This is a genomic window from uncultured Porphyromonas sp. (assembly GCF_938039215.1).
Taxonomy (GTDB): domain Bacteria; phylum Bacteroidota; class Bacteroidia; order Bacteroidales; family Porphyromonadaceae; genus Porphyromonas.
The window spans coordinates 15,841-41,203 of the sequence record NZ_CALHVI010000025.1 but is presented as its reverse complement, the minus strand read 5'-3'; the positions used below and the strand labels follow the sequence as shown (position 1 = coordinate 41,203).

Annotated in this window: 16 protein-coding genes; 5 read left to right on the top strand and 11 right to left on the bottom strand. The window is 55.9% G+C overall.

Annotation, left to right across the window (positions count from 1 at the left end; translation table 11 throughout):
* Positions 1-23: 23 nt before the first annotated feature.
* From Q0336_RS03420 to Q0336_RS03375, 10 genes are all read right to left on the bottom strand, one after another.
* Complete coding sequence (locus Q0336_RS03420) at positions 24-1,802, bottom strand: SIR2 family protein (RefSeq protein ID WP_298525739.1); 1,779 nt, start codon at positions 1,800-1,802, stop codon at positions 24-26.
* A gap of 89 nt (positions 1,803-1,891) precedes the next feature.
* Entirely contained in the window at positions 1,892-3,367 is a 1,476-nt protein-coding gene (gene rodA / locus Q0336_RS03415) for a rod shape-determining protein RodA (RefSeq protein ID WP_298525736.1), read from the bottom strand.
* 22 nt (positions 3,368-3,389) lie between these two features.
* Positions 3,390-5,249: a penicillin-binding protein 2 gene (gene mrdA, locus Q0336_RS03410; RefSeq protein WP_298525733.1), complete on the bottom strand. Its 1,860-nt coding sequence runs from the start codon at positions 5,247-5,249 to the stop codon at positions 3,390-3,392.
* Between the two features lie 9 nt (positions 5,250-5,258).
* Positions 5,259-5,777 carry a rod shape-determining protein MreD gene (locus Q0336_RS03405; RefSeq protein ID WP_298525730.1) on the bottom strand — a complete coding sequence of 173 codons (519 nt, stop codon included), beginning with the start codon at positions 5,775-5,777 and terminating at the stop codon, positions 5,259-5,261.
* Complete coding sequence (gene mreC / locus Q0336_RS03400; protein WP_298525727.1) at positions 5,770-6,642, bottom strand: rod shape-determining protein MreC; 873 nt, start codon at positions 6,640-6,642, stop codon at positions 5,770-5,772. The genes Q0336_RS03405 and mreC overlap by 8 nt, the downstream gene beginning before the upstream one ends.
* A 24-nt stretch (positions 6,643-6,666) precedes the next feature.
* On the bottom strand, positions 6,667-7,686 hold the full coding sequence (locus Q0336_RS03395) for a rod shape-determining protein (protein WP_298525724.1): 1,020 nt from the start codon (positions 7,684-7,686) through the stop codon (positions 6,667-6,669).
* 27 nt (positions 7,687-7,713) lie between these two features.
* Positions 7,714-9,231, bottom strand: coding sequence for a bifunctional phosphoribosylaminoimidazolecarboxamide formyltransferase/IMP cyclohydrolase (purH, locus tag Q0336_RS03390; RefSeq protein ID WP_298525721.1), 1,518 nt, complete (start codon positions 9,229-9,231; stop codon positions 7,714-7,716).
* A gap of 173 nt (positions 9,232-9,404) precedes the next feature.
* Entirely contained in the window at positions 9,405-12,107 is a 2,703-nt protein-coding gene (locus tag Q0336_RS03385; protein ID WP_298525718.1) for a hypothetical protein, read from the bottom strand.
* Positions 12,065-12,889: a metal ABC transporter permease gene (locus Q0336_RS03380; RefSeq protein ID WP_298525716.1), complete on the bottom strand. Its 825-nt coding sequence runs from the start codon at positions 12,887-12,889 to the stop codon at positions 12,065-12,067. The genes Q0336_RS03385 and Q0336_RS03380 overlap by 43 nt, the downstream gene beginning before the upstream one ends.
* A 23-nt stretch (positions 12,890-12,912) precedes the next feature.
* Positions 12,913-13,383 (bottom strand): phospholipase, encoded by a 471-nt coding sequence (locus tag Q0336_RS03375; RefSeq protein WP_298525713.1) that lies wholly within the window; start codon positions 13,381-13,383, stop codon positions 12,913-12,915.
* 606 nt (positions 13,384-13,989) lie between these two features.
* Between Q0336_RS03375 and Q0336_RS03370 the strand changes: the two genes are divergently transcribed.
* From Q0336_RS03370 to Q0336_RS03350, 5 genes are all read left to right on the top strand, one after another.
* Positions 13,990-16,122: a glycoside hydrolase family 97 protein gene (locus Q0336_RS03370; RefSeq protein ID WP_298525711.1), complete on the top strand. Its 2,133-nt coding sequence runs from the start codon at positions 13,990-13,992 to the stop codon at positions 16,120-16,122.
* A gap of 89 nt (positions 16,123-16,211) precedes the next feature.
* Positions 16,212-19,202 carry a TonB-dependent receptor gene (locus Q0336_RS03365; protein WP_298525709.1) on the top strand — a complete coding sequence of 997 codons (2,991 nt, stop codon included), beginning with the start codon at positions 16,212-16,214 and terminating at the stop codon, positions 19,200-19,202.
* A gap of 13 nt (positions 19,203-19,215) precedes the next feature.
* Positions 19,216-20,781 (top strand): RagB/SusD family nutrient uptake outer membrane protein, encoded by a 1,566-nt coding sequence (locus Q0336_RS03360; protein ID WP_298525707.1) that lies wholly within the window; start codon positions 19,216-19,218, stop codon positions 20,779-20,781.
* 195 nt (positions 20,782-20,976) lie between these two features.
* Entirely contained in the window at positions 20,977-22,050 is a 1,074-nt protein-coding gene (locus tag Q0336_RS03355) for an AAA family ATPase (RefSeq protein WP_298525705.1), read from the top strand.
* A 46-nt stretch (positions 22,051-22,096) separates the two neighbouring features.
* Positions 22,097-23,842 (top strand): phosphoethanolamine transferase, encoded by a 1,746-nt coding sequence (locus Q0336_RS03350; RefSeq protein WP_298525702.1) that lies wholly within the window; start codon positions 22,097-22,099, stop codon positions 23,840-23,842.
* Positions 23,843-24,036: 194 nt separating this feature from the next.
* On the opposite strand, the gene Q0336_RS03345 is transcribed toward Q0336_RS03350, so the two are convergent.
* Positions 24,037-25,353: a thioredoxin family protein gene (locus Q0336_RS03345; protein ID WP_298525699.1), complete on the bottom strand. Its 1,317-nt coding sequence runs from the start codon at positions 25,351-25,353 to the stop codon at positions 24,037-24,039.
* Positions 25,354-25,363: the final 10 nt, after the last annotated feature.

The following is a 25,363-nucleotide window of genomic DNA, read 5'->3' as shown; positions in this document are numbered from 1 at the left end:
TGAAAGATGTCTATTGGACGCAACTAGTGTCTTATCCATTGCTGGTAATACTCCTCTGCCTGAGCATAAATCTGCTTATAATTATCATAGCTACCTCCAAACATTCCTTGCTTGATAGGCTCCCAGTCATCCTTCAATCTATCAGCCCCTTCAAAGAATAGGATATAAGGTTCTTGAACTCCCTTTTGAGATGCCCTCCTATACTCCTCCCTTTGATGAAGGAAGTTCCCCAGAAGCAGACGAAAATTCAGCTCAGGCGGCCTATTATAACCGAAGATAAGGGATTTCAGATGTTCCCAGATATAAAACACATTGTCATACTCCGATCCAGCAGTGAAGCAATCTTTAAATAGAGACCTTAAATGCCCCAAGAAGAACATACTGAAGGGGTAATCATCGCATCCTCCCATTAGTGTATTCCACATATCAGATCCCCAATATACATCACCAAGTATCGCTATCAATTGGAAGCGCCTCTGATTATACCTAAAGTTCTCCTGAGAAACAGTACTACTCAAGATGATATTCAACTCTTTAAACCGTTGATACTTCACACATGCGACACCTAAGGCATTAAGCAGTAGCATCGGAGCTAACCCATGTAAATAGATCGTATCACCTCTATAGCTTTCTCCATACCTCCATTCCTTTGTACATAACTTGATCAATACGTCTCCAAAGAGTTGGATCTGCCACTCTTTCCCCCACCTTGCAGTAAGTACAGCTGCCTCCAGCAGAGGAGTGACTGCAGAAAGATGGATCTTCAAATAGCGGTCAAATGCCTCTCGGGTAAGTTGGAAATCATAACGAGCCACTTCCGAGATCTGCTTATAAGCCTCGGTGCACCATTGCTCTATCGTATCCGCAAAGTCGATGGCATGTTGCTCTGAAGAGAGGTACTTCTTCACTCGTGCGATCCTCACCTCTTGGCTCATGTTAGTCCTCACAGCGAGCTCTTTCAATGCCATAACTTGCTCACAGAGCTCGGAGAATAGCTCATCAGCGCCCTTGATCAGCATAGTCTCTCCCTCCCGACTTAGGGACAGCGACTTCAAGCCTGCCCCCGCTTCTCCTACGGAAGTAAAGAAAGAGCTATACCGAGAGCGTGGTGCACCTTCCATTATCCGAATAAGTCCCTTATCCCAGTCTCCCGACCAGCCACAGGTCACTAAACCATAGTCCTCGAATACTCGCTGTAGGTAGTGCTTCATTTCCTCTGGATATTCATCCAGCTCCTCCGTCGTATTTCTGAACTTACAGTCCATATAGTCCCCATTGATCTTGACGATTGTTGGCCTATCGCTATGTACTAAGGGTGTCCTCTGCGCTATATCCCCTTCATGAGTGATCACTTGTGGAGTAACCCCTTCGGCTTCAAGAGCCATCTCGAGGAGGCGGTCAAAGTTCGTCGTCAAGATCACACGGATATAACCCTCCTTGGCTAGCTGAGCGATCGCTCGGTGCGCTTTGGTGGGTTCCTTCTTCCCCGATTCCCGTTCTTCCTCCGTTGGCTCGAAGAAAGGTTTCATTAGCGATTCCCGCTCTGTGGGGGTCGTGGCAAGCTCACCAAGGAGAGAAGAATAAGAGGCAGGCCCACCATACCTTTCTTTATACCATTGATGCCAATCCTTGACCCCATAGACCTTTTGTAAATCTCCTAGCATCTGGATCAGTTTCTCCTCTACTTCCCAGCCTGAAGGAATACCCGCAGAGCGAGAGATACCAGAGCCTAGCAGTAGCGCATAGGCTCCTTTATTGAAGTACATTGAAAAAGCTAAAGTGGTAAGTTTCTCTATTCCCATAGTCTTGTATGTTTGATTGCGTAAGGTGATAAGATGCTATGAAGTCTAGTAAGGTATCTCCCCTTAGCTACGGAGCCGTAGCCGTGTGCCTAGTGGCCGGTGTACTGCTTGCGACGGGCGTCGATGCCGAGGAAGATGAAGAGGAGGAAGGTGAAGCCCCAGAGCGAAGAGCCCCCGTAACTGAAGAAGGGCAAGGGGATCCCAATCACGGGGACGAGCCCCAGCACCATCCCGACATTGATGAAGAGATGGAAGAGGAAGATCGAGGCCACACAATAGCCATAGACCCGCCCGAACTTCGTCACTTGGCGCTCGGCGAGTGCGACGATGCGTAGGATGAAGATAGCGTAGGCGATGAGGAGAGCAGAGGAGCCGATGAAGCCCGATTCTTCGCCTACGGTGCAGAAGATGAAGTCCGTCTCTTGCTCGGGGACATAGTTCAGCTTGGTCTGCGTCCCCTTGAGGAAGCCCTTCCCCGTCAAGCCCCCCGAGCCAATGGCGATCTTCGACTGGTCGACGTTGTACCCCTTGCCCTTGAGGTCACTCTCGATGCCGAGGGCGATCTTGATACGCACCTGCTGGTGAGGCTGGAGAATATCATTGAAGACATAGTTCACCGAGAAGAAGAAGCCCAGCGAACCTAGGGCAAAGACCGCCAAGAGGAGGTAGCGAAGGAGGTATTCCCTCAGTGCTAGGTAGGCGAAGTAGCCGACGAGGAGGAGGACCAGACCGAGGGCTACATAGACGAGGTTGAAGCTCACGAAGAAGTTCACAATCCCTGCGATGAGGTAGACCCCAGCGACAATGCCCGCTCCGGAGAAGAGGTAGCGCCAGCGATTGCGCCAATCATGGGTATAGACGCCGAAGAGGGCTGCGGAGAAGACGAGGATAGCATTGCAGACGAAGAAGAAGTCTGCATCTGTACGCTCCCACCACAGAGTATCCTCCAGCACGAGTGCCGAGATGAAGTAGACCGCTGCCGAAGCACTTAGCCCCATGAAGAGCCCCGAGAAGCCTTCTCGGTAGAGGGCTAGGAAGAGGGCTAGGAAGACAAGGGCGGAACCCGTCTCCTGCTGGAGTAGGATCAGCAGGATGGGGAAGAAGATAATCCCGAAGATCTTGAGGTAGCTACGGATGGAGTCGATCTTGAACTCGTACTGATTGCATAGCCAGGCCAGGGTAAGGGCCGTAGCTACCTTAGCGAACTCTGCTGGCTGTAGGCGCACAGGCCCCAGCACGAGCCACGAGCGGGAGCCCTTGATATCGGGGGCGATGACGATGGTCACCATCAGCAGGAGCATCATCGCCCCATAGAAGAGCGGTGCCCCCACCTCGTAGATGTCGGTATTGAGCGAGAGGACAGCGAAGCCGATGAGTACACCGAGCCCGATCCAAAGCAGCTGCATCATAGGACGACCCCCAGGACTAAGAAGCTCCTCCGTCTCGAAGTTGTACGAAGCCCCGCAGATGGAGAGCCATCCGAAGAAGACAAGGAGCAGATACATCAGGATCGTCACCCAGTCAATGTTCCTAATGAAGGAGGGGGAGGAAGAGGACTGTCGCATGCTTGAGGACGGCTAGGGGTAGTTAGATATCATTGATATAGGAGATCGTCCGATGCTCCATCGAAGAGGCGATCGCTTCGCCTGAGCCCGAGAGCTTACCGCCACGCAGGTAGTACTCCATCATCACCCGACCAATGGGCACGCCGAACTGTGCCCCGAAGCCCCCGTTCTCGACATAGACCGATACGGCGATCTTGGGCTGGGAGCGTGGGGCAAAGCCGATGAAGGCTGAGTGGTCCTTACCATGGGGATTCTCCGCCGTACCCGTCTTCCCACATACTTCGATCTCGCCTGGGGCGAAGTTCGCCCCTCGACACGTACCCCCGGTGACCGCCCCAGCCATACCTGCGACGATGTACTCCCAGTGCTCCCGAGAGATCCCCGTGGGCTGGTGATTGCGGTACATCGTATCTATGGGCATGCCCTTGATCGAATGGACGACGTGCGGACGGATGTAGTAGCCTCGGTTGGCGATGAGGGCTGCGAGGTTCGCTATCTGTAGAGGAGTAGCGAGGACTTCCCCCTGCCCGATGGCGATCGAGATGATGGAGCTAGCATTCCAGCGTCCCTTATAGACCTTGTCATAGACCCCACTATTCGGGATGTAGCCACGCTTCTCGCCGACGAGGTCGACACCGAGGCGGTAGCCGTAGCCGAGGGACACAATACGTTGCTTCCAGTGCTCGAGGGCGACGGCTGCTGAGGGGTAGCGCTTGCGGTCATCGAGCATGAAGTGTAGGCCCCAGCAGAAGTAAGCATTACACGAGGTGGCAAGGGCTGGGACAAGGGAGATAGGGCTGGGATGGCTGTGACACTTCGGGCGATTCCCTAGGGGTGGATAGCCGTGGTAGCACGAGAGAGCCATCGAGGGATTGATGGAGCCTTCGGCGAGGAAGATCGCTCCTTGGGCGGGCTTGAAGGTAGAGCCTGGAGGATAGTTCCCTTGGATCGCACGGTTGAGGAGCGGCTTACCGAAGGTCTCTTCGAGCATGCGGTGGTTCTCCCCCTTACTCTTACCCGCTAGGAGCTCGGGATCATAGTTGGGTGCCGTGACAAGGGCTAGGATCTCACCCGTCTCAGGCTCGATAGCCACGATGGCACCACGCTTGCCCCGCATCATGCGCTCGCCTAGCTCCTGCAGACCCGCATCGATCGAGAGGGTAAGGTCTCGTCCTGCCACGGGAGCTCGGTCATGCGCTCCAGCATCGAAGCGCCCCTGAATGCGTCCACGGGCATCACGGTAGAAGATCTCTTCCCCCTTCTCTCCTCGCAGCACTTCCTCATAGGTACGCTCGACACCACTTCGCCCGACGAAGTCGCCTCGCATGATCGTGCTATCCCGCTCGAGATCCGTGGTGCTCGCCTCGGAGAGGTAGCCTAGCAGATGGGCAGCATGATGGTAGTTGTACTGACGGATCGTGCGAGAGCGTACCGAGAAGCCGGGGAACTTATACAACTGCTCCTCGAAGCGCCCTACTTCCTCAGGCTCGAGCTGGGAGAGGAAGACTTGCGGGGTATAGGGATTGTAACCACGATTGACCCTTCGGTCACGGACGGCTTCGAGCTTCTGGACGATCTCCTCACGGGGAAGGCCCAGCGTCGAGGCTAGTAGCGTGGTGTCGAGCTTGCCCTTAGCCTCATGATTGACGATCATCAGATCGTAGATGGGACGATTAGCTACGAGGAGCTCGCCCTTGCGGTCGAAGATGACCCCACGGGCAGGTATGGTGGTGAGGATGTAATAGGCATTGTTCTCCGCTCGCCGCTTGTAGTCATTGCTGACGATCTGCAGGGAGAAGAGTCGAGCGATGAAGATACCGACGATGGCGAAGGTGAGCCCGATGATCAGCCAGCGTCTACGGAAGAGCTCGTCGTTGACCATAGGGAGTGATTACTTGGCACGTGCCCCTTCTCCTGTCCCGAAGAAGAAGAGCGTCATCACCGAAAGTACCCAAGAGAAAGCATAGCCCGCCACGAAGCTCATCAGGAGATGCCAGCTCGCTAGCCCCATACCCGCCTCTAGGCTATAGAGGAGCACATGATGTATGAGCAGAAGGAGGGTGAGTAGCAGTACCGCCCCACCCCGCAGCGTGGGGAAGAGTGGCAGGAGATGCTCGGGCGTATTCTTCTCCGTAAGTAGGTAGAGGATGGGCTGACGCAGGAAGGCCGTCAGCGTGAATGCTGAGGCATGCAAGCCAGGCGTTAGGCCAAAGAAGTCGATCAAGAAGCCTAAGACAAAGCCCACGATACAGAGCGTGCTCCTACTCGTGCCTACGGGGAGTAGCAAGAGGAGAAAAGGATAGAGGTAAGGTGTGGCTACACGGAAGAGGGCGATGGGACTCAAGACCCACACCTGCAGCGCTACGAAGAGCACCGAGAAGAGAGCAAAGCGCAGATAGGGACTATTCATCTTTGGGGCTTATCGAGTCTTCGAGGGCTCGCACCTCCCGTGCGGGCTTCTCTCGGATGATGTAGACATAGCGCAGACTCTGGAAGTCCGTCGCTAGGCGCACCTGATAGTTGGCGAAGGTCCCTGCACTGCCCTTGACCCTGACGGGGATGGTATCAGAGACCGTGCCCACCATCATCCCTTCGGGGAAGAGGTAGGAGTAGCCACTCGTGGTGATCGTATCCCCCAGATGTGGTTGAGCATGTGGAGGTACGTTGCTCAGCATCGCATGGTTAGCGTTGGGATTGGAGGTGGCGGTGAGTGTCCCGCTCACTTCCTGCCCGAGGAGAGTGCAGGAGAGGCGGATCTTGGGATTGAGTACAGGGATCACTAGCGCATAGTGGTCGGAGACGGTCATCACCGCCCCGACGACCCCCGAAGCACTCATCACACCCATATCGGGCTCGACACCATCGAGCCGTCCTTTGTTGATCGTGTAGTAGATCTCACCCGTAGGGGCAATGCGATTGACCACCCGAGCGATGATCACCGATGAAGGGTCTACGGGGAGACTGTCGGTAGCATGCAGGTGAGGGAGGCGACCATGTGCCTCCGCATCCTGCATCTGCCGAGAGAGGAGCGTATAGGCTGCTCGAAGCCGTGCGTTCTCCCGAAGGAGCTCTTCGTTCTTGGGTCTTAGGTCGATGTAGCTCCACGCCTCTGTCATCAGTTCGCCTACCCGCCCGAAGACGGTACTCGTGGCATACCAACCGAGGCTCCGTGAATAGAGCGTCCCATTGAAGAGCGTGCCAAGGGCGATCGCCTCCAAAAGGATGAAGACGAACCAGTGCCGATACTTCTGGAGGAACTCAAGGAGCTTATCCACGGAGACGGAGCTAGGACAAAGAGCTTAGCGGAAGAGGAAGTTGAAGTTATGCACGTTCTTCAGCGCGATACCGGTACCGATAGCGACGGAGTGAAGAGGGTTCTCTGCGATCTTGAACTGCAGACCGAAGCGCTCACTGAGGCGCTTGTCGAGCCCACGCAGGAGTGCTCCACCACCCGTCAGCACGACCCCGTTAGCCACGATGTCGGCATAGAGCTCAGGAGGAGTAGCCTCTAGGGTACGCAGGATGGCGCTCTCGATCTTCCCGATCGAATTATCTAGGCATTCGCAGATCTCACGATAGTTGACATCGACCTTGCGGGGCATGGTGTCCATCATGTTCGCACCCCATACGGTGAAGTCGGCAGGAGCATCGTCTAGGTCGGCATAGACAGCACCTACCTGGATCTTGATCTGCTCTGCTGTGCGCTCCCCGACCTTGATTTGGTGTCGGTCACGCATGTGGTCCATGATGTCTTGCGTCAGCTCATCGCCTGCGGTGTCGATGGACTGATCCTCGACGATTCCACCCAGGGAGATGACAGCGATCTCGGTAGTACCGCCACCTATGTCTACGATCATGTGCCCCTCAGGAGCAAGTACGTCTATGCCGACACCGATAGCAGCAGCCATGGGTTCGTAGATCATGTAGACATCACGTCCACCCGCATGCTCGTTGGAGTCACGGACAGCACGGATCTCTACCTCCGTGCTCCCTGATGGGATACAGACGACCATACGTAGCGAAGGGGTGAACCACCCACGACGACGGCTGATCATGCGTATCATCCCTCGGATCATGTGCTCAGCAGCGTCGAAGTCTGCGATCACACCTTCTCGGAGGGGGCGGATAGTACGGATATTAGCGTTGCCCTTCTCGTACATCTCTCGGGCCTTGGTGCCCACGGCGATCATCTCGCCCGTACGGTTGTCGAAGGCTACTACAGAGGGCTCATCGAGGACGATCTTGTCATCCTTGATGATGATGGTATTGGCAGTACCCAGGTCCATCGCCAGCTCCTGCCTAAAGGAAAAAAGTCCCATTCTTATCTTAGTCGTATTGTCTTAATTCTAATGCTTGAAGTGGCGCACGCCTGTCATCACCATCGCTACCCCAAGGCGGTCAGCGGCGGCGATGCTATCGGCATCACGTACAGATCCCCCAGGCTGAGCAATAGCTGTGATCCCAGCTTCGGCAGCGAGCGTGACGCAGTCGTCGAAGGGGAAGAAGGCATCACTTGAGAGGACGGCTCCGTGGAGGTCAAAACCAAAGTGGCGAGCCTTCGCAATAGCTTGCTGGAGGGCATCGACACGCGAAGTCTGTCCGACCCCCGAGGCGATGAGCTGACCATCCTTACTGAGGACGATCGCGTTGCTCTTGCTGTGCTTGACGAGCTTGGTAGCGAAGACGAGATCCACGAGTTCCTTGTCCGTGGGAGCTACCTTAGTAACGGGCTTCATCTCGGCGCTAGTCTCCACAGCACGGTCGGTCTCCTGTGCGAGCACTCCACCGAGCATCGAGCGGTACGACCACGAGCTGTGGATCGCCTCACGCTGGCGCAGGAGGATGCGGTTCTTCTTACTCTCGAGGATGGGAAGGGCTTCGGCGGTGAAGTCTGGAGCGATGAGCACCTCGAAGAAGAGCTTGTTGATCTCTTCGGCGGTCTCGAGGTCCACGGGGCGGTTGGCTACGAGCACCCCTCCGAAGGCGGAGACGGGGTCACCAGCCAGTGCAGCCTGCCAAGCCTCTAGGATCGTGGGGCGAGAAGCGCAGCCACAAGCGTTGTTGTGCTTGAGGATGGCAAACGTGGGCTCTGAGAAGTCCTGGATGAGGGAGACGGCTGCCTCGATGTCCTGAAGATTGTTGTAGGAGAGCTCCTTGCCGTGTAGCTGCTCGAAGTAGCGCTCAAGGTCGCCGTAGAAGACTCCCTGCTGGTGGGGATTCTCCCCATAGCGTAGGTGCTTAGCGCCGTCAGCGGTGAGGCGAAGGGCGGAGTGCTCTTCCCCATCGAAGTAGCGGAAGATCGCCGAGTCGTAGTGCGAACTGACGGCGAAGGCACGGCGAGCGAAGTGGCGACGCTCAGCGAGCGTGGTACGTGCTCCATGAGCCGTAAGGATCTCGTGGAGGGTAGCATAGTCGGCCTGCGAGGGCACGATGACTACATCCTCGAAGTTCTTAGCAGCACCGCGGATGAGGCTGATACCACCTATGTCGATCTTCTCGATGATGTCTTCTTCGCTAGCACCAGAGGCGACGGTAGCTTCGAAGGGATAGAGGTCCACGATGACCAGATCAATAAGCGAGAGGCCGTACTCAGCGACTTCCTTCTGGTCTGTTTCGTGGCTACGTCGGGCGAGGATACCCCCTTGGATAGCGGGGTGCAAGGTCTTGACTCGGCCTCCAAGCATCGAGGGATACTTGGTCAAGTCTTCGACGGCAACGCAAGGATAACCCAAGCTCTCGATGAACGCACTTGTCCCGCCAGTCGAGACAAACTCCACACCCTCCTTATGAAGGAGCGCTAAGATCTCTGCTAGTCCGTCCTTGTGGTACACCGAGATGAGTGCCCTACGTATTACCTTCTCCATGAATAACTCGTGTATAGTCTTTATTGTGATGTAAATAGGAGCCCGCCTAGCTCGGTAAGCCCCTTGAGGATGCAACCAAGCTAAGCCACTAAGGCACACAAAAATAAGCTTTTTCTAGCAGTCTATCTGCACCCGAGCCTCTTCGGGAAGTCTGAGACGGGCCGTTGTGCCTCCTAGGGGAGGGTTTTGAGGAAGCTAAGATAGGCTTCTAAGGTCTCCCGAGAGAGCCTCATGCGGTTCGCCTCCGTGAGGGGAAGAAGCTGCACTCCTCGGGGGAGCAAGGAGCGAAGGCCACCCGTCGCTGCTGCCTTCCTTAGGTAGGTAGCGACCTCATCCTGAGAGCGGAAGCCCTGAATGAGATAGCCCGAGAGCCCGCTCGTCGGGAGCAAGGCTTCGGCACGTAGAGGCCACTGCGTGAAGGTCGAATAGCCAAAGGTCATGAGGGCAAAGTACACCTCATGAGGCTGGATCTCGCCCTCGGTATAGAGGAGAAGGAGGCTAGGAATTTCTTCGGGCGTGGGAGGGAGGAAGAGGGGGGCGGAGGATGGTACGACCGAGTCACCCGTAGAGCTCCCTTCGGAGGAAGGGGGTAGCGTCCCGCCCTTCAGCTTGCGTCCAACCCGAAGGCCTTCCAGAAGCGAAGAGACATAGGGCAAGAGTTCCTCCCGTGGGTACTGCTCCACGAAGGCTGATAGCTGAAGCTCCAGCTGGGCTTCACGTCCTTGACTTGCCTCAGAGAGGGCAGAGAGCAGAAGAGCCTTCGGGCGAAGCTCCTCGGGGATCATGGGGAGCTGGTGGAGCCGCTCCAGAGCAGAGAGCACCGCCGCTTGCTCACCCGCCCGATAGTTCGTCCAAGCCTCCTCATAGAGTCTCCCTGCGAGCGTGTCAAGACGGCGAAGCTCAGCGAGATAATCCGCTTGCCCAAGGAGGGTGGATCGGGGGGAAGTCGGGAACTCCGAGAGGAAGTGCCTACGGAGCCGCTCAGCCTCCACCTCGTGCCCTCGTCGAAGGGCTAGGAGCAGATGCTTATAGCAAGCCTCCTCCCGCTGGGGAAAGAGCGGGTAGTCTCGGATGAGCCGACTATAGACGGCATCCGCATCGGAGAGGAGCTCCAGCCGCTCGGAGAGCAGGCCTGCCATCTCGTAGAGGGCGGTAGCGGTGCGAGTAGAGAGGGAGTCCTTCGCCTCGGCCGTCAGCGGGAGATCTCGGAGGTAGAAGGCTCGGTCGAGCGAGTCTGTGCCCTCTAGGAGCTCTTCCCCCGAAGGCTCGGTCTTGGCGAGCGGGGAGCCCTGCTCTCCCGCCAAAGGATCCAGCGAAAGCGCACGACGGGATCTATTCCAGTCGTCTGTGAGGGGACGGTCGCCCCAGAGCTCAAGGAAACGCTGACGACCCTCGGCGATCTGCCTAGGATCATCGAAGTAGAAGCCCCGCTTCCCTCCTCCCACCTCAGTACTAGGAGGAAGCTGTACCCCTCGGTGAGCACCTAGAGGCAGGGAGCTTCGCCTACGGGAGCGCACCTGATGGATAAGGCTATCTACATGAGCTAAGCGGGCGGACTCGGGGAGGTTGGCTAGACGAAGGAGACTATCGGAGCGCCGAACAAGAAGAGCCGATGGTCGAAGGAGCTGAAGCCCAGGGAGGAGCTCCTTGAGGCGAGGGTACTTGGGGTGCTTGGGCGAGAGGGCGGGTAGAGCGAGAGCGAAGGCATCATGCGCCTCGGGGTAGCGACGCTCCTCGAGCGCCAGCAGTCCAAGTTCAGCCCAAGCAGCAGCCCAAGCATGCCCCTTCTGCTGGGAGGAGTTCACAGCTAGCTGCAGGCTGTGCTTCGCCTCTGCCCTCTGCCCAAGGGCGAGGTAGCGCCCCGAGAGCGCCAGATAGACCTCATCTTGGTAGGGAGCATAGCGACGCTTGGTAGCCAGAGCCTTCAAGCGAGCGCTTCCCCTAGCCCCTTCGCTCTGGAGGGCAAGGCGACGCAGGTGGGCAGCAAGCTCTAGCGGAGGGAGTGGAGCCGTACGCTCAGCACGAGCAAAGGCATGCTCGGCCTCGGCTCGGTGTCCGAGAGCCTCCTCCACTTGCCCTAGGAGGAAGAAAAGCCTAGCCCGAAGGAGCGGATGCTTCTCCCGCCCAGCGATGAAGCTGAGATGAGGCAGAGCTTCGGCATCTCTTCCTCGGGCGAGGGAGAGTTCGGCGCGAGCTTGATGATAGAGGTAAGGGGCTTGCTTCTCGGGCGTATCGCCTCCTTCATGGAGCTGGCGAAGCTCCTCCTCGGCCTCTAGGTAGCGCCCCGAGAGCGTAGCGAGGCGCACGAGCCAGAGCCGAGCTACATCCCGCACCTCGGGCTCAGTAGCATAGCGACGGGAGATATCCTCGAAGGTGGAGCGAGCATCCGCAAGGCGACCCTCGTAGAAGTAGCTTTGTCCGAGGAGGAGCCAAGCCTCAGAGAGGGCGGGATTGTACTCGCTCTTCTGATCGAGGCGCACAGCCACGGGGTCGCGCCGCCAGCCTGGGGCTTTCAGAGGCTTGCGGGTGATGCTGTGCTCACGGATCGCCTTCTCGGCCTTCTCGATCGCACGGGAGAAGTTCCCAGCCTTCTCCCCTCGCTCCAGACTGAGGGCTAAGGGATCCAGATAGAGACGCTCCGAGTAATCCTCACGCGTAGCCTCGACGAAGGCTCGGTAGGAGGCCTCGTAGGCTTCCGAAGCATTATAAAGGACGTTGTAGCGGGTGATGAAGGCTTGCCACCCTCGGGAGGCAGCGGTATTGGCTTGCCGAGAGCAAGCAGTGCCGAAGGCGAGGACACAGAGGAGCAGGCAGAGGCTCCCGAGGTGTACCGTCAGCGACGTAGGCTTCTTTTCCTGAGGAGAGCACTGAGACATTTGCCGAGAGCGAGGAAGAGGAAAAGGAGCAGGATGATGAGGACACCCGAGGGGACGCTCAGGACGTAGTAGCTCAGGAGAAGCCCCCCTATATTGGCAAGGGCAGACAGGAGGATCGAGCCGAAGATGATCCGTCGGAAGTCCGAGGTGAAGAGGCCTACCGTCGTCTGGGGAAGCGTGAGCAGGCTCAGCAGGAGCATGATGCCCACCGATCGGATCGTCAGTACGAGGCTCACAGCCACGAGCAGGAGGAGGACACGCTCCCAGAGTTCGACCTTCAATCCCCGCACCCGAGCAAAGTCCGCATCGAAGGCAATATACAAGATGCGTCGGTAGCCGAGGACGAAGAGCAGGACGAGGAGCAGCGCCAGCGCCCCGAGGGCGATGAGGTCGCCCGTCGTGACTAGGAGGATATTCCCGAAAAGGTACGAGGGCAGGCTCGTGGCATAGCCTGGGGTCAAGGTCATGAATAGCACCCCCAGCGCCATACCCAGCGCCCATACGCTGGCGATGGCCGAGTCCTCCCGGATGCCTTCGCTTCGGCTGAGCTTGCCGATGGAGAAGGCTGCTAGTACGGCTGCTCCCGCAGCCGAGAGGATGGGATTGATGCCAAGGTACAGCCCTAGACCTATCCCCCCAAAAGAAGCATGCGTGATCCCCCCGCTGACGAAGACGATGCGGCGCACGACGATATACGCTCCCACCAAGCCACAGATGATGGCAGTCAGAAGCGAAGCCCCGAGGGCATTCTGGAAGAACTGATAGGTGAAGATGCTTGGCATCCCGATGATATAGACTGGGCTTCCTAGACGATCGCCGTAGCCTCGTGACGGCCGACGATGGCGTGGTAATCTCTATGCTCCGACACGATGAGGTAGAGCTCGGGGCGCAGGCTCTCGGGGAATTCGATCCCTCGGAGCTGTAAGCTACGCACCCAGCCTGGCACATCGTCGGCATCAAGCGTGAGGAGGATCTCACGGAACTCCTCCACCGCCGCCTCCCGATAGCCTGAGGCGGGGGTGCCGATATAGCGGTCGAGCTCCTCGTCGTCGTAGTACTCGATACGCTCGCTCACGGCTGCCAGCAGGCTGTCGTGCTCACAGGTCAGATGCTGTCCACAGCAGCCACCCGAGGGCGGGGTGTACTCTTGCTCGGGTGCGACAGCTTCGCCTCGGGCGATGCGACGAGCCCGAAGGCGTGCCTGCACATAGCCTATGAGAGCGGCCAGAATGCCAAGGGCGGTCAGTGCGATGAAGATGACTAGGATACTTCCCATTATACGGTCTATCTATGAGGTATGATATATGATGCTTATCCATAAGTGCATCTGTGCAAAGATAGTTCATTCGCTAGGATCATTCCTCCCGATAGCGGGGGTACTTCCCTTCGGGAGACGAGGCCAGCAGTGAGGGACAAGGCTTGGCTTCTCTCCGCTTAGGAAGCTAAGACTCCACCAGCTCTATGCAGGATTCTCTACCCCATTTTGCACTTTTCCCTTTCTTAAACACATACAAAAGTCCACTTCCCTGCACCCTTTTTAAAGCTTCAGAGGCACTACTAGCGCCTCGAGAGAGGTACTACTGCTACCTCCCCCGAGGCAACAGTAGCGCCGCTAGCTAATCTATTAAGCCTCCTTCCTTTACCTCCTAGAAGGAGGACGAAGATAGCACCCCATTTCCTACATCCCGATACCCATAGTTCGTCATCTTAACGGAAAGAAGCCCCTCCTTGCTAAAATAATTTATAAAACCTAGCATTTTCCCGTCCCTTTTTCTTATTATATTTGTATCCCCTTGAGTTGCTTTCTAAAGAGCCCTTGAATAGGACAAAAAGGAAGAAGAGATTGCAAAAATTGATACATATACTAAGTAATAATCTACGTATGAAGCAAGCAAGACAATGGGTTCTCGCCCTAGCACTCGCCCTAGCTACAGGCTGGAGTGCTCTGGCGCAGACCATCAGCTCTCCCAACAAGAGCCTCCAGCTACACTTCTCGATGAGTTCGGAGGGTGCACCTATGTACCGCCTCGCCTTCACCGATGGGCAGGAGATCATCCGCCCCAGCTATCTGGGTCTGGAGATGACCGACTCGAAGAAGTCCTTCGACAAGGGGCTCGAGGTCACGGGGACGAAGGAATCCACCTTCGATGAGACTTGGAAGCCCGTCTGGGGCGAAGTCAAGTCGATCCGCAACCACTACAACGAACTCCTCGTCACGCTCCGTAAGAAGAGCAACGGCGATCCCATAGCTATCCGCTTCCGTCTCTTCGATGACGGGCTGGGGTTCCGATATGAGTTCCCTGGGGGCAAGGACCGCAACTTCTACGTCGTCAAGCGTGAGCTCACCGAGTTCGCTATGACGGGCGATCACAAGGCGCACTGGATCCCAGGCGACTACGACACCGAGGAGTACGACTACCAGCACAGCCGTCTCTCCGAGATCCGTGGACTCTTTGACAAGGCATTCACGGAGAACTGCTCCCAGAAAGCCTTCTCCAAGACTGGCGTGCAGACCCCGCTGATGCTCAAGAGTGACAAGGGCGTGTACATCAACCTCCACGAAGCTGCTCTTATCGACTTCCCAGCGATCAACCTCGAGCTGGACGACAAGACCATGATCTTCCGTGTCGAGCTCACGCCTGACGCTCAGGGCAACCGCGGGCACATCGAAGCGCCCTTCAACACCCCTTGGCGTACCGCTATCGTTAGCCGTGATGCACGTGATATCCTTGCCTCTAAGCTGACGTACAACCTCAACGAGCCTTGCGCCTACGAGACTACCGACTGGATCAAGCCTATTAAATATGTAGGGGTCTGGTGGGAGATGATCACTGGTAAGAGCTCTTGGGCCTACACCGATGATCTACCCTATGTGAAGATCGGTGAGACCGACTACTCCAAGGTGCGCCCCAACGGGAAGCACGCTGCCAACACGAAGCACGTCAAGGAGTACATCGACTTCGCAGCCAAGCACGGCTTCGATGCTGTGCTGGTCGAAGGATGGAATATCGGCTGGGAGGATTGGTTCGGCAACAGCAAGGACCGAGTATTTGACTTTGTCACCCCTTACCCCGACTTCGACGTCGCTGAGCTCCATGATTACGCCAAGTCGAAGGGCGTGAAGCTCATCATGCACCACGAGACTTCCAGCTCGGTATGGAACTATGAGCGTCACATGGAGAAGGCGTACAAGTTCATGACCGACAACGGTTATTCCGCCGTCAAGAGTGGCTATGTAGGGAACATCATCCCCCGAGGAGAATACCACTACGGCCAGAGTATGGTCAACCACTACCTCCACGCAGTGAAGGAAGCGGCTAAGCACAAGATCTCGGTCAATGCCCATGAGTCTGTCCACATGACAGGCCTCAGTCGTACCTACCCCAACCTCATAGCACAGGAGTCGGCACGCGGTCAGGAGTACCAGGCCTTCGGCGGCAGTAAGCCCAACCACCTGACGGTACTGCCCTTCACTCGCCTCATCGGTGGCCCCATGGACTATACCCCTGGTATCTTCCAGATGGACATCAACAAGTATAATCCTGACAACAACTCTCACGTCAATACCACCATCTGCAATCAGCTCGCTTGCTACGTCACGATGTACAGCCCGCTGCAGATGGCAGCAGACCTCCCCGAGGTGTACGAGAAGCACATGGATGCCTTCCAGTTCATCAAGGATGTCGCTGTAGACTGGGACGACACCAAGATCATCGAGGCTGAGCCAGGCGAATACATCACGATCGCTCGTAAGGCAAAGGACTCCGACAGCTGGTTCGTCGGCAATGTCGCTGGCTACGACGGACACAAGTCTACCCTCTCGCTCGACTTCCTCGACGCTGGTAAGACCTACACGGCTACGATCTATGCCGATGCCAAGGGTGCGCACTACAAGACCAACCCAGAGGTCTATACCATCCGCAAGATGAAGGTGAAGAAGGGCTCTAAGCTCTCCCTAAAGTCTGCCCCTGGCGGTGGCTTCGCCATCTCCATCATCCCTAATTCAGGTAAATAACACGTATCGGGCTACTCTCCTCAAGGCAAATTCTGCCGAGGAGGGTAGCCCGATCTATCTACTAATCTATTACAAACAGAGTACGTAAAATGAAGAAGATTTTACGCCTTACCTACCTCTGTCTCTCCCTCCTCCTACTAGCGGCACCTGCTCTGGCGCAGGAGATCCAGGTCAAGGGCGTGGTCGTAGACGACAAGGGTGAAGCTGTCATCGGAGCTTCCGTCAAGGTCAAGGAAACACCTCAGGGTGCTATCACCGATATCAACGGGGGATTCACCGTACGAGCTCCCAAGCGTGGACACCTCATCATCTCCAGCATCGGCTATACGACGAAGACCGTCGAACTAGCTTCTGCAACCTTCCCTCTGAAGGTCGTCCTCGAAGAGAGCGCTCAGAGCCTCAAGGAGATCGTAGTCGTCGGCTACGGCTCGATGCAGAAGAAGGACCTCACCGGATCTATCAGCTCCATCAACGAGAAGAACTTCCAGAAGGGGGCTATCTCTACCGCTAGCGAACTCCTCGTAGGGAAGGTAGCTGGGGTGCAGATCACTCCTGACGGCTCTCCTGGTGCTGGTGGTCGTATCCGTATCCGTGGCGGTGCTTCGCTCAACGCGAGCAACGACCCACTGATCGTCATCGACGGGGTGCCCATCGAGAACACCGCAGTAGCTGGTGCTCCTAGCATCCTCAGCTCCATCAACCCACAGGACATCGCTTCGATGAACGTACTGAAGGATGCTTCGGCTACGGCTATCTACGGGTCCCGTGCTTCCAACGGTGTCATCATGATCACCACGAAGCGTGGTAAGGTCGGGCAGAAGACCCAGATCGCTGTCTCCGTGCAGAGCTCGCTCTCCGAAGCTGCTCGCCGTGTGCGTGTCCTCTCGGCAGACGAATATCGTGCCCTCATCCAGCGTATCGCCCCCGCCTCTGTCTCTAAGCTCGGCTCTGCCAACACCGACTGGCAGGATGAGATCTATCAGCTCGCCTACGGTGGTGACTACAACGTCAGCATCAGCGGTGCTGCAGGCAAGCTCCCCTATCGTGTCTCTACAGGCTTCTACCATCAGGAAGGGGTACTGAAGACGGACAAGATGAACCGTGTCAGCGGTGACTTCAGCATCAATCCTCGCCTCTTCGACAGTCATCTAGCCATCGACGCTAGCGTGAAGGTCACAGCCACGCACAACCGCTTCGCCAATAAGGACGCTATCGGTGCCGCTGTCCAGTTTGACCCCACGCGTCCTGTCCGTGACAACGATGCGAAGTTTGCACCCTTCGGTGGCTACTGGGCTTGGATGGACGGAGCGAACCTCCAGACGCTCGCTCCTCGCAACCCCGTCGCTCTCCTCGAGCAGAAGGAAGACGTGAGCGATGTCTTCCGTACCATCAGCAACCTCAAGCTCGACTACAAGCTCCACTTCCTCCCCGAGCTCAAGCTCAATGTCAACCTCGGCTACGACTATGCCTCCGGTAAGGGGAGCGTCGTCATCCCCGCTGCCTCTTCGCTAGGCTGGCAGCGCTTCACCTACAAGCAGGCTGGTAAGCCCGACGAACTGAAGAGCGGGACGAACAACACCTACGACCAGCGTAAGCGTAGCTTGCTCTTTGACTTCTACGCTAACTATGTCAAGGAGTTCTCCTCCATCAAAAGCCGTCTGGATGTCATGGCAGGGTATTCCTATCAGGACTGGAAGACCTACGTACACAATACGCCTGACTATACCTTCGACAAGACGCTTGTCTCTACCCCTCCCTTCGAGTACGACTATCCTCAGAATACCCTCGTATCCTTCTACGGCCGTCTGAACTATAGCCTCCTCGATCGCTACCTCCTCACGGCTACCGTCCGTGCCGACGGCTCCTCTCGCTTCAGCAAGGAGAACCGCTGGGGTATCTTCCCTGCACTGGCTCTAGCTTGGCGTATCAATCAAGAGTCCTTCCTCAAGGATACCTACTGGATCGATGACCTCAAGCTCCGCCTCGGCTACGGGGTCACGGGTCAGCAGGACGGTATCGGTAACTACACCTACCTGCCCTTCTACTCGCTGAGCACGAACACGGCTCGCTACCAGTTCGGCGATACGTACTACAACATGCTTCGCCCAGCTGCCTACGATGCCAACATCCACTGGGAGCAGACCGCTACCTACAACGTGGGTCTCGACTACAGCTTCATCAAGGGTCGTCTCTCAGGGACACTGGACTTCTACCAGAAGAACACCAGCGACCTCTTGAACGAGATCCCTACTCCTGCAGGGGCTAATTTCTCAAATCGTATCCTCACGAACGTAGGGAACATCACCAGCAAGGGCTTCGAGCTGAGCATCAACGCTACACCTATCCAGACCAAGCGTTTCTCTTGGGATGTGGGCTACAACATCAGCTCCAACAGCACCAAGATCACCAAGCTCAACGCTGTCGAAGTCCCAGGCTATCAGGGTGTGCCCACAGGTGGTGTCACCGGTGGTACGGGTACTAACGTGCAGATCCACTCCGTAGGCTACGCTCCAGGTACCTTCTTCGTCTACCAGCAGAAGTACGACGCTAATGGCAAGCCTCTGGAAGGCCAGTTCGTCGACCGCAATAACGACGGGGTCATCAACGAGCTCGACAAGTACCGCACGCATAACCCAGAGCCTAAGGTCATCATGGGCTTCTCTACTAGCCTCTCGCTCGACCGCTGGACGCTCTCAACCTCGCTCCGTGCTAGCCTCGGGAACTACATCTACGACAACGTCTCCTCCTACATGGCGACGCACACCTCGGTGCTGAACTCTGGCCAGTACTTCCGCAATACTACGCCTGAGATCAACAACTCAGACTTCAAGAACAGCAGCGACAAGCAGATCATCTCGGACTACTACCTGCACAAGGCTTCGTTCCTCAAGATGGACAACCTCACTCTGGCCTATGACTTCGGACGGATCCTTGGGCGTGCTAACCTCCGTGCTTCGGCTACGGTGCAGAACGTCTTCACCCTCTCTCCCTACAAGGGTCTTGACCCTGAGCGGGCGATCGACTTCAGCCTCTACCCCGTGCCACGCACCTACACGCTCAACCTCTCTCTCTCACTCTAATGGCTAGCTAATCATGAGTACAAATAAGAACATGCTTCGCCGTAGCTTCACGGCGCTGGGGCTTATCGGTGCGCTCGGCCTTAGCTCTTGTGTCAAGGACCTTGACCGCTTCCCCACCAACGGCGATACTAATAAGACGATCTACTCCTCACCAGAGAAGACCCTTCAGGCTTTTGCTAAGGTCTACGGTGCCTTCGGCCTCACAGGGAATGGCGACGGAGGCGATATTGCAGGGATCGACGAAGGTACGAGCGACTTCGTTCGTGGCCTGTTTAACCTCCAAGAACTCCCAACGGAGACGGCTATCTGTGCTTGGGGTGACGGCGGGGTACCCGACTTCCATGCCTTCTCATGGTCGGCTTCTAATCCGATCCTGCGAGGCTTCTACTACCGCTCGATCTACCAGATCAAGCTCGCCTCGGAGTTCCTCAAGAACACTGAGGATCAGAGCTCGGATGCTACCGTCCGCACCTACCGTGCTGAGGCTCGCTTCCTGAGAGCTTATCAGTACTGGGTGCTGATGGATCTCTTCGGCAATCCACCCTTCATCGACGAGTCCACCCCCACGGGTAAGGTCTATCCTCGTCAGATTAGCCGTAAGGAGCTCTTTGCCTACGTCGAGTCTGAGCTGAAGGCTATTGAGTCCGACCTCAAGGCTCCTAAGGCTAATGTCTACGGCCGTGCTGACCAGGCTGCAGCTTGGGCACTGCTCTCCCGCCTTTACCTCAATGCAGAGGTCTACACTGGTACCGAGCGCTACGCCGATGCAGCAGCGTATGCTGAGCGTGTGATCGCTTCGGGCAAGTACAGCCTACACACCGACTACGCTCGTCTCTTCCTAGCGGACAACAACCTCAATAATCCTGAGGTCCTGCTCTCCATCAACTACGACGGACAGCGCTCGCAGAACTGGGGCGGTATGACCTTCCTCATCAATTCCTCTACCGGAGCTGACGCTAAGAAGGCAACGGGGGTGAACATGGGGGTCAATGGTGGCTGGAACGGCAACCGTGCTACGGCAGGCCTGCTCAAGCTCTTCGGTGCTAACCTTGCTACCGACAAGCGTGCCCTCATCACGGCTGTAGGTACGGGCGAGATCAAGTCGGTGACGGAGTTCAACGAAGGGGTTTACGTCTACAAGTTCCGCAATGTCACCAGCACTGGCGCTAACGGCAGCAACGGGGACCATGCAGACACGGACTTCCCACTCTTCCGTCTGGCTGAGCTGTACCTCAACTTCGCCGAAGCAGCCGCTCGTGGCAAGGCCGACGTAGCGAAGGGCTTGACTTACCTCAACCTTGTGCGTGCTCGTGCTTACGGCTCGACCGTGGGCAACTACGGAGCACTTCCCGAGCTCACTGAGATCCTCGCCGAGCGTGGTCGTGAGTTCTACTGGGAAGGACAGCGTCGTACGGACCTCATTCGTTTTGGGAAGTTCATCTCCGGCGACTATGTCTGGCCTTGGAAGGCAGGAGTAAAGGAAGGGAAGGCTTCGGATGCTTACCGTCAGCTCTACCCCATCCCCGCCGACGACATTCAGGCCAATCCTGAGAACCTTCGTCAGAATCCGAAGTACTAGTCACGGCTTCGGACGCACGTTCTGATACGATTTCGCCCCCTTACTCCTATCGCTGGAGTGAGGGGGCGAATGCTTTTCGGCCGCCCTGCATACGTTTGGCCCGAGGCAATATGATGCTAGAAGTAGGGAGAAACTCATGCTTTGGCCGAAGAGGAGTATCTTTGTGACGGCCTTAACGCCCCTAAAAGACTATAGATGAATAAGAATATTACCCGCATCGCCCTCACTGGCGGTCCTTGCGCCGGCAAGACTACGGCTCTGGCGCAAATCATTGAGCACTTCAGCGACCTTGGTTACCTTGTCTACGCCTTGCCTGAGACTCCGACGCTCTTCAACAACGCTTCGATCAACTTCGCTACCCCCGATCGCCAGTACTTCTACAACATCGAGAAGGCCGTCCTCAAGTATCAGATCCAGATGGAAGATACCTTCCTCGAGCTCGCACACGCCGCTTCGCACCCCGTCCTAATCATCTCCGACCGAGGAACAATGGATATCTCCAACTACGTCGAGAGAACCATGTGGCAAGCAATGCTCGACGAACTGAGCCTCTCCGAAGTCAAAGTCCGTGATGCCCGATATGATGCCGTCATCCACATGGTCACGGCCGCACAAGGGGCAGAAGAATTCTACACCCTCGAGACCAATAGCTTCCGAGGCGAGACCATCGAAGAGGCTCGCGACCTAGATGCTCGTATCCTCAAAGCTTGGACGGGACACCCCCAGCTACATATCGTAGAGAACAATGTCGACTTCCAAGTCAAGATCCGCCAAGTCCTCGATGCCATCCACGAAACTCTTGGCGATGACCCAGCGACCTTCAGTGATATCCGCCGTCGCTTCCTCGTCCACGTGACCGGCGAGATCCCTTACGGCGTGGAGACAGACCTATACCAAGCTTACCTCGACCAAGAAGATGGCTCCAGCATCCGAATCCGTAAGCGTGGACTTCGTGGGAACTACGTCTACTTCATGACTCGTAAGAGCCCCGTCGAATCACAACCCATCATCACCGAGCGACAAATAGGTCCCGACGAATACGTCTCCTACCTCAACTCCATCGGTTCGCTCGACGAAGTACTTGTGCATAAGCTTCGCCGTAGCTTCGTTTGGGCTAAGCAGTACTTTGAAGTCGATGATTTCATAGAGCCTCGTCGTGACTACCAAATCCTCGAAATCTCTTGCGCTCCGGATCTGGAGATCAAGTTCCCTCCCTTCATCGAGGTCATCAAAGAAATTACAGGCGATCCCCTCTACGTCCGCCTCTAGCTGGTTACCCACATTAGCTATATAGCCAGACAAACCCCAACGACTTATGTCATTCAATACTTCCACGCTGGATAATTCCTTCTTCGGGCGCTATCTGCAGCGTTTGTATCAGCAGCGTTTCTTTGCCCTGCTGCTCTTCCTCCTCCAGCTGTGGGCTGCGGGGGACTATTACTTAGACCAAGGACGACTACCCTACTTCGGAGAACTGGTCTATCAGACGCTGAGTATCTTGGCATGGTCAGCACTGCCAACACTCATCGTTGCACTCTCCCCTTATCGCTGGCTGCGTGGGGCACTTCAGGGGATCACGATCTTCGTCTATGGGTATCTCCTGCTCTTTGAATCCTTCCTGATCTTCTCTTATAATTCGGTCTATACGGACAGCATTGCGCTCAACATCCTTTCGACCAATCCAGGAGAAGCATCAGCCTTCCTCGAGAACCTCAACTATAAGGTCTTCTTCCTCCCTTTCCTTGCCCTCGTTGCCCTCCTTGGTGTCTACTTTTGGAGCGCCCGTCGCTGGGGAAAGAGCGTAGGTGCTCCACGTGTTCGCATCCTCTTCTTCGGAGCGCTCCTCGTGACTCTGCCGATCTCGGCCTTCTTCGTACAGCCAGCACAGCGCTCGATCGCTAGCTACCTCTACATGGCTCCCGTCGAACGAATCTACCGAGGTACGACTACTTGTATGAAGGATGCCGAAGAACTAGCGAAGTATAGTGCCGAAGCTCGCCTCATCAATGTCGGTACCATCAAGCATACTCGTGATATGAAGGGGATCAATGTCATCATAGTACTCGGCGAATCTATGCGACGAGACTACATGCATTGCTATGGCTATCCGCTCCCTAATACACCGCATCAGGACTCGCTCGCTAAGACAGGAGACCTGGTGCTCTTCACAGATGCCGTCTCTTCTGCAGCTTGGACTACGAGCTCCATCTCAGAGAGTATGACCTTCTATTCTCGTGAAGGAAAGGAGAAAGAATGGTATAAGTACCCCACACTTCCTCTGATGCTCTCGAAGGCTGGCTACTATACTTACTGGGTCAGTAACCAGGAGAAGCAAGGCTCTGGCGTGCAAATGATACCTACGATAGCCGCTACCGCAGACAGTACTCGCTTTGTACGCAACCGCACTGCTAGTGACTGGGATACCTCGCTAGATAGCGATATCCTCCCTCTTCTATTGGACCGCACAACGATCCCTCAGAGAAGTGATCGCTCGGAGTTCTGTGAAGTCATCCATTTGATGGGGTCACACAGCCCCTTCACTGAGCGCTACATCCACGAGAAGGCAACATTCAGCACGAAGGATCTTCCGAAGAACCTCCCCAATGGAATGCCTACACCTACGGACGATAAGCGTCGTGGAGTCATCTGTGACTATGTGAACTCCATCCACTATAATGACCAGATCATCTCACAGATCATACAGCGCTACAGCTCGACACCTACTATCCTCGTCTACCTTTCAGATCATGGACAGGCTGTCTTCGAGAATCCTCAGCGTCCTGACTACTGTGAGCACGAGGTCTCTCGCCCAGGGGTGACGATCCCACTGATGGTATATGTCTCGCCCGTGCTTCGTCAGGAGCGTCCCGAGATCTATGCAGAGATCGTCGCTGCTAAGGATAGGAAGATCATGACCGACCTACTCTCCAACTCGATCTGTGGCCTCCTCGGCATCAAGACTAAGTACTATGATCCTCGTCTTGACTTCTTCTCAAGCCAGTACAACAATTCTCGCAAGCGCCTCGTACAAGCATACGACGGACAGATGATGGAATTCTAACGACAAGCCCCTTCGTTACTCCTGTAGCGAAGGGGCTTATTCTACCCCCACGTTGGCAGTAAAAGAAGAGCATGGCTCTATGAATCTCCGAGGGGAAAGCGGGAAGAAGGAGGCAAAATGCATAGAAAAACCCCGAGCGTCTACCTGTAGACGCTCGGGGTTTTTCTATACAGTCGGGAGGAGTCAGCGGGTGACTACTTCTCGAGGAGTTCGAGAGTGGAGAGCTTGTAGACGACCGAAGCCTGGATCATCTGCTGAGCTTGCTCTGCATCTCCCATCTGGAGAGACTCACCATAGGCTTGGTTGTAGTACTCACGAGCCTGCTTGTAGTCCTTCAGCTCACGGTAAGAGTCTCCGACCATGACGAGGAAGTTGATCTTATTCATCAGGACGGACTCGCTGGGGATAGCCTTCTGGAGCCAAGCGATGGCCTGCTTGTGATCAGCAGGGGTAAGTTTGTTGCCTGCAGCGTTGTAGAGCGACTGAGCAGCGATACCAAAGTCAGCAGCATTGGCATCTTCGCCAAGACCATTGAGGTAGCTAGACATGAGCTGAATGTAGCGAGCTACATCCTTGCTCTTGTAGATCGCATAGAGAGCACCATAGTAGTCGACAGACTTCTGATAGGGCGTTACCTTCTTGAACTTGATCACATCATAGGCCTTCTTGTAGTCCGTACGGATCTTCTCCAAGTAGGTCTTGTAGGACTCATCGCCCTTCTTGACGAGCTCAAGCATGCGCTCATCGTTCTTCTCAATGACATAGTACGCTGCAGGCTCTCCGACAGCAGCAATCCAAGCATCGAGGTTGGAGTTGATGTACTCGACGACACGGGCCACCTCATCGGGATCATCCCCTCCGAGGTTGCTGATGATCAGGTAGTCCTTCTTATTGATAAGGCTGTTGTCTGCCATCTTCTTAGCAAGGTACTCCTTGTAGAGCTTACGTACACGTACCACCCACTTCTCGGCATCCATGCCATCCTGCGTGGTGAGGAAGCGTGGAGCCATAGTCAGAAGCTCCTGCTGGATCTTCAGATCGTTGGGCTGAGCTCGGTACTCCTTGTACAGCTCATCGAAGCCCTTGACATCGCCTACGGCGGTCTTACCCATCTCAAGAAGTTCGTCGGCCTTCATGAAGCCCACGTTGATCTGGATAGCCTTGCCATCAGCACCAATAATCCCGAGCGTAGGGAAAGCCTCGACCTTATATTTCTTGGCGATCTCGACGTTCTCAGGAGCCTCAGCATCGAGCTGGAGGTTGATGAACTTAGCATTGAAGAAAGCTCCGATCTCAGGCTGAGTGAAGATCGTCTTCTCCATCTTCTTACAGGGGACGCACCACGTAGCGTAGAAGTCCACAAAGAGGGGCTTGCCTTGACGCTGTGCCTCTGCCTGAGCTTCGGCGAAAGTGCCCTTGAAGAAGCGGATGCCCGCAGCCTCCTGAGCGGAGGCAAAGGTGAAGGCTAGGAGTGCTACGACCACAGAGGTCATATACTTGATGTATCTCATAGGGAGCGAG

What these genes read in the sequence shown, in the direction of transcription:
- Q0336_RS03350 (WP_298525702.1), top strand. Translation starts at nt 22,097, where the DNA reads ATGTCATTCAATACTTCCACGCTGGATAATTCCTTCTTCGGGCGCTAT.
- rodA (WP_298525736.1), bottom strand. Translation starts at nt 3,367, where the DNA reads ATGCGACAGTCCTCTTCCTCCCCCTCCTTCATTAGGAACATTGACTGG.
- Q0336_RS03420 (WP_298525739.1), bottom strand. Translation starts at nt 1,802, where the DNA reads ATGGGAATAGAGAAACTTACCACTTTAGCTTTTTCAATGTACTTCAAT.
- Q0336_RS03395 (WP_298525724.1), bottom strand. Translation starts at nt 7,686, where the DNA reads ATGGGACTTTTTTCCTTTAGGCAGGAGCTGGCGATGGACCTGGGTACT.
- mrdA (WP_298525733.1), bottom strand. Translation starts at nt 5,249, where the DNA reads ATGGTCAACGACGAGCTCTTCCGTAGACGCTGGCTGATCATCGGGCTC.
- Q0336_RS03360 (WP_298525707.1), top strand. Translation starts at nt 19,216, where the DNA reads ATGAGTACAAATAAGAACATGCTTCGCCGTAGCTTCACGGCGCTGGGG.
- purH (WP_298525721.1), bottom strand. Translation starts at nt 9,231, where the DNA reads ATGGAGAAGGTAATACGTAGGGCACTCATCTCGGTGTACCACAAGGAC.
- Q0336_RS03405 (WP_298525730.1), bottom strand. Translation starts at nt 5,777, where the DNA reads ATGAATAGTCCCTATCTGCGCTTTGCTCTCTTCTCGGTGCTCTTCGTA.
- Q0336_RS03370 (WP_298525711.1), top strand. Translation starts at nt 13,990, where the DNA reads ATGAAGCAAGCAAGACAATGGGTTCTCGCCCTAGCACTCGCCCTAGCT.
- Q0336_RS03345 (WP_298525699.1), bottom strand. Translation starts at nt 25,353, where the DNA reads ATGAGATACATCAAGTATATGACCTCTGTGGTCGTAGCACTCCTAGCC.
- Q0336_RS03375 (WP_298525713.1), bottom strand. Translation starts at nt 13,383, where the DNA reads ATGGGAAGTATCCTAGTCATCTTCATCGCACTGACCGCCCTTGGCATT.
- Q0336_RS03380 (WP_298525716.1), bottom strand. Translation starts at nt 12,889, where the DNA reads ATGCCAAGCATCTTCACCTATCAGTTCTTCCAGAATGCCCTCGGGGCT.
- Q0336_RS03365 (WP_298525709.1), top strand. Translation starts at nt 16,212, where the DNA reads ATGAAGAAGATTTTACGCCTTACCTACCTCTGTCTCTCCCTCCTCCTA.
- Q0336_RS03355 (WP_298525705.1), top strand. Translation starts at nt 20,977, where the DNA reads ATGAATAAGAATATTACCCGCATCGCCCTCACTGGCGGTCCTTGCGCC.
- Q0336_RS03385 (WP_298525718.1), bottom strand. Translation starts at nt 12,107, where the DNA reads ATGTCTCAGTGCTCTCCTCAGGAAAAGAAGCCTACGTCGCTGACGGTA.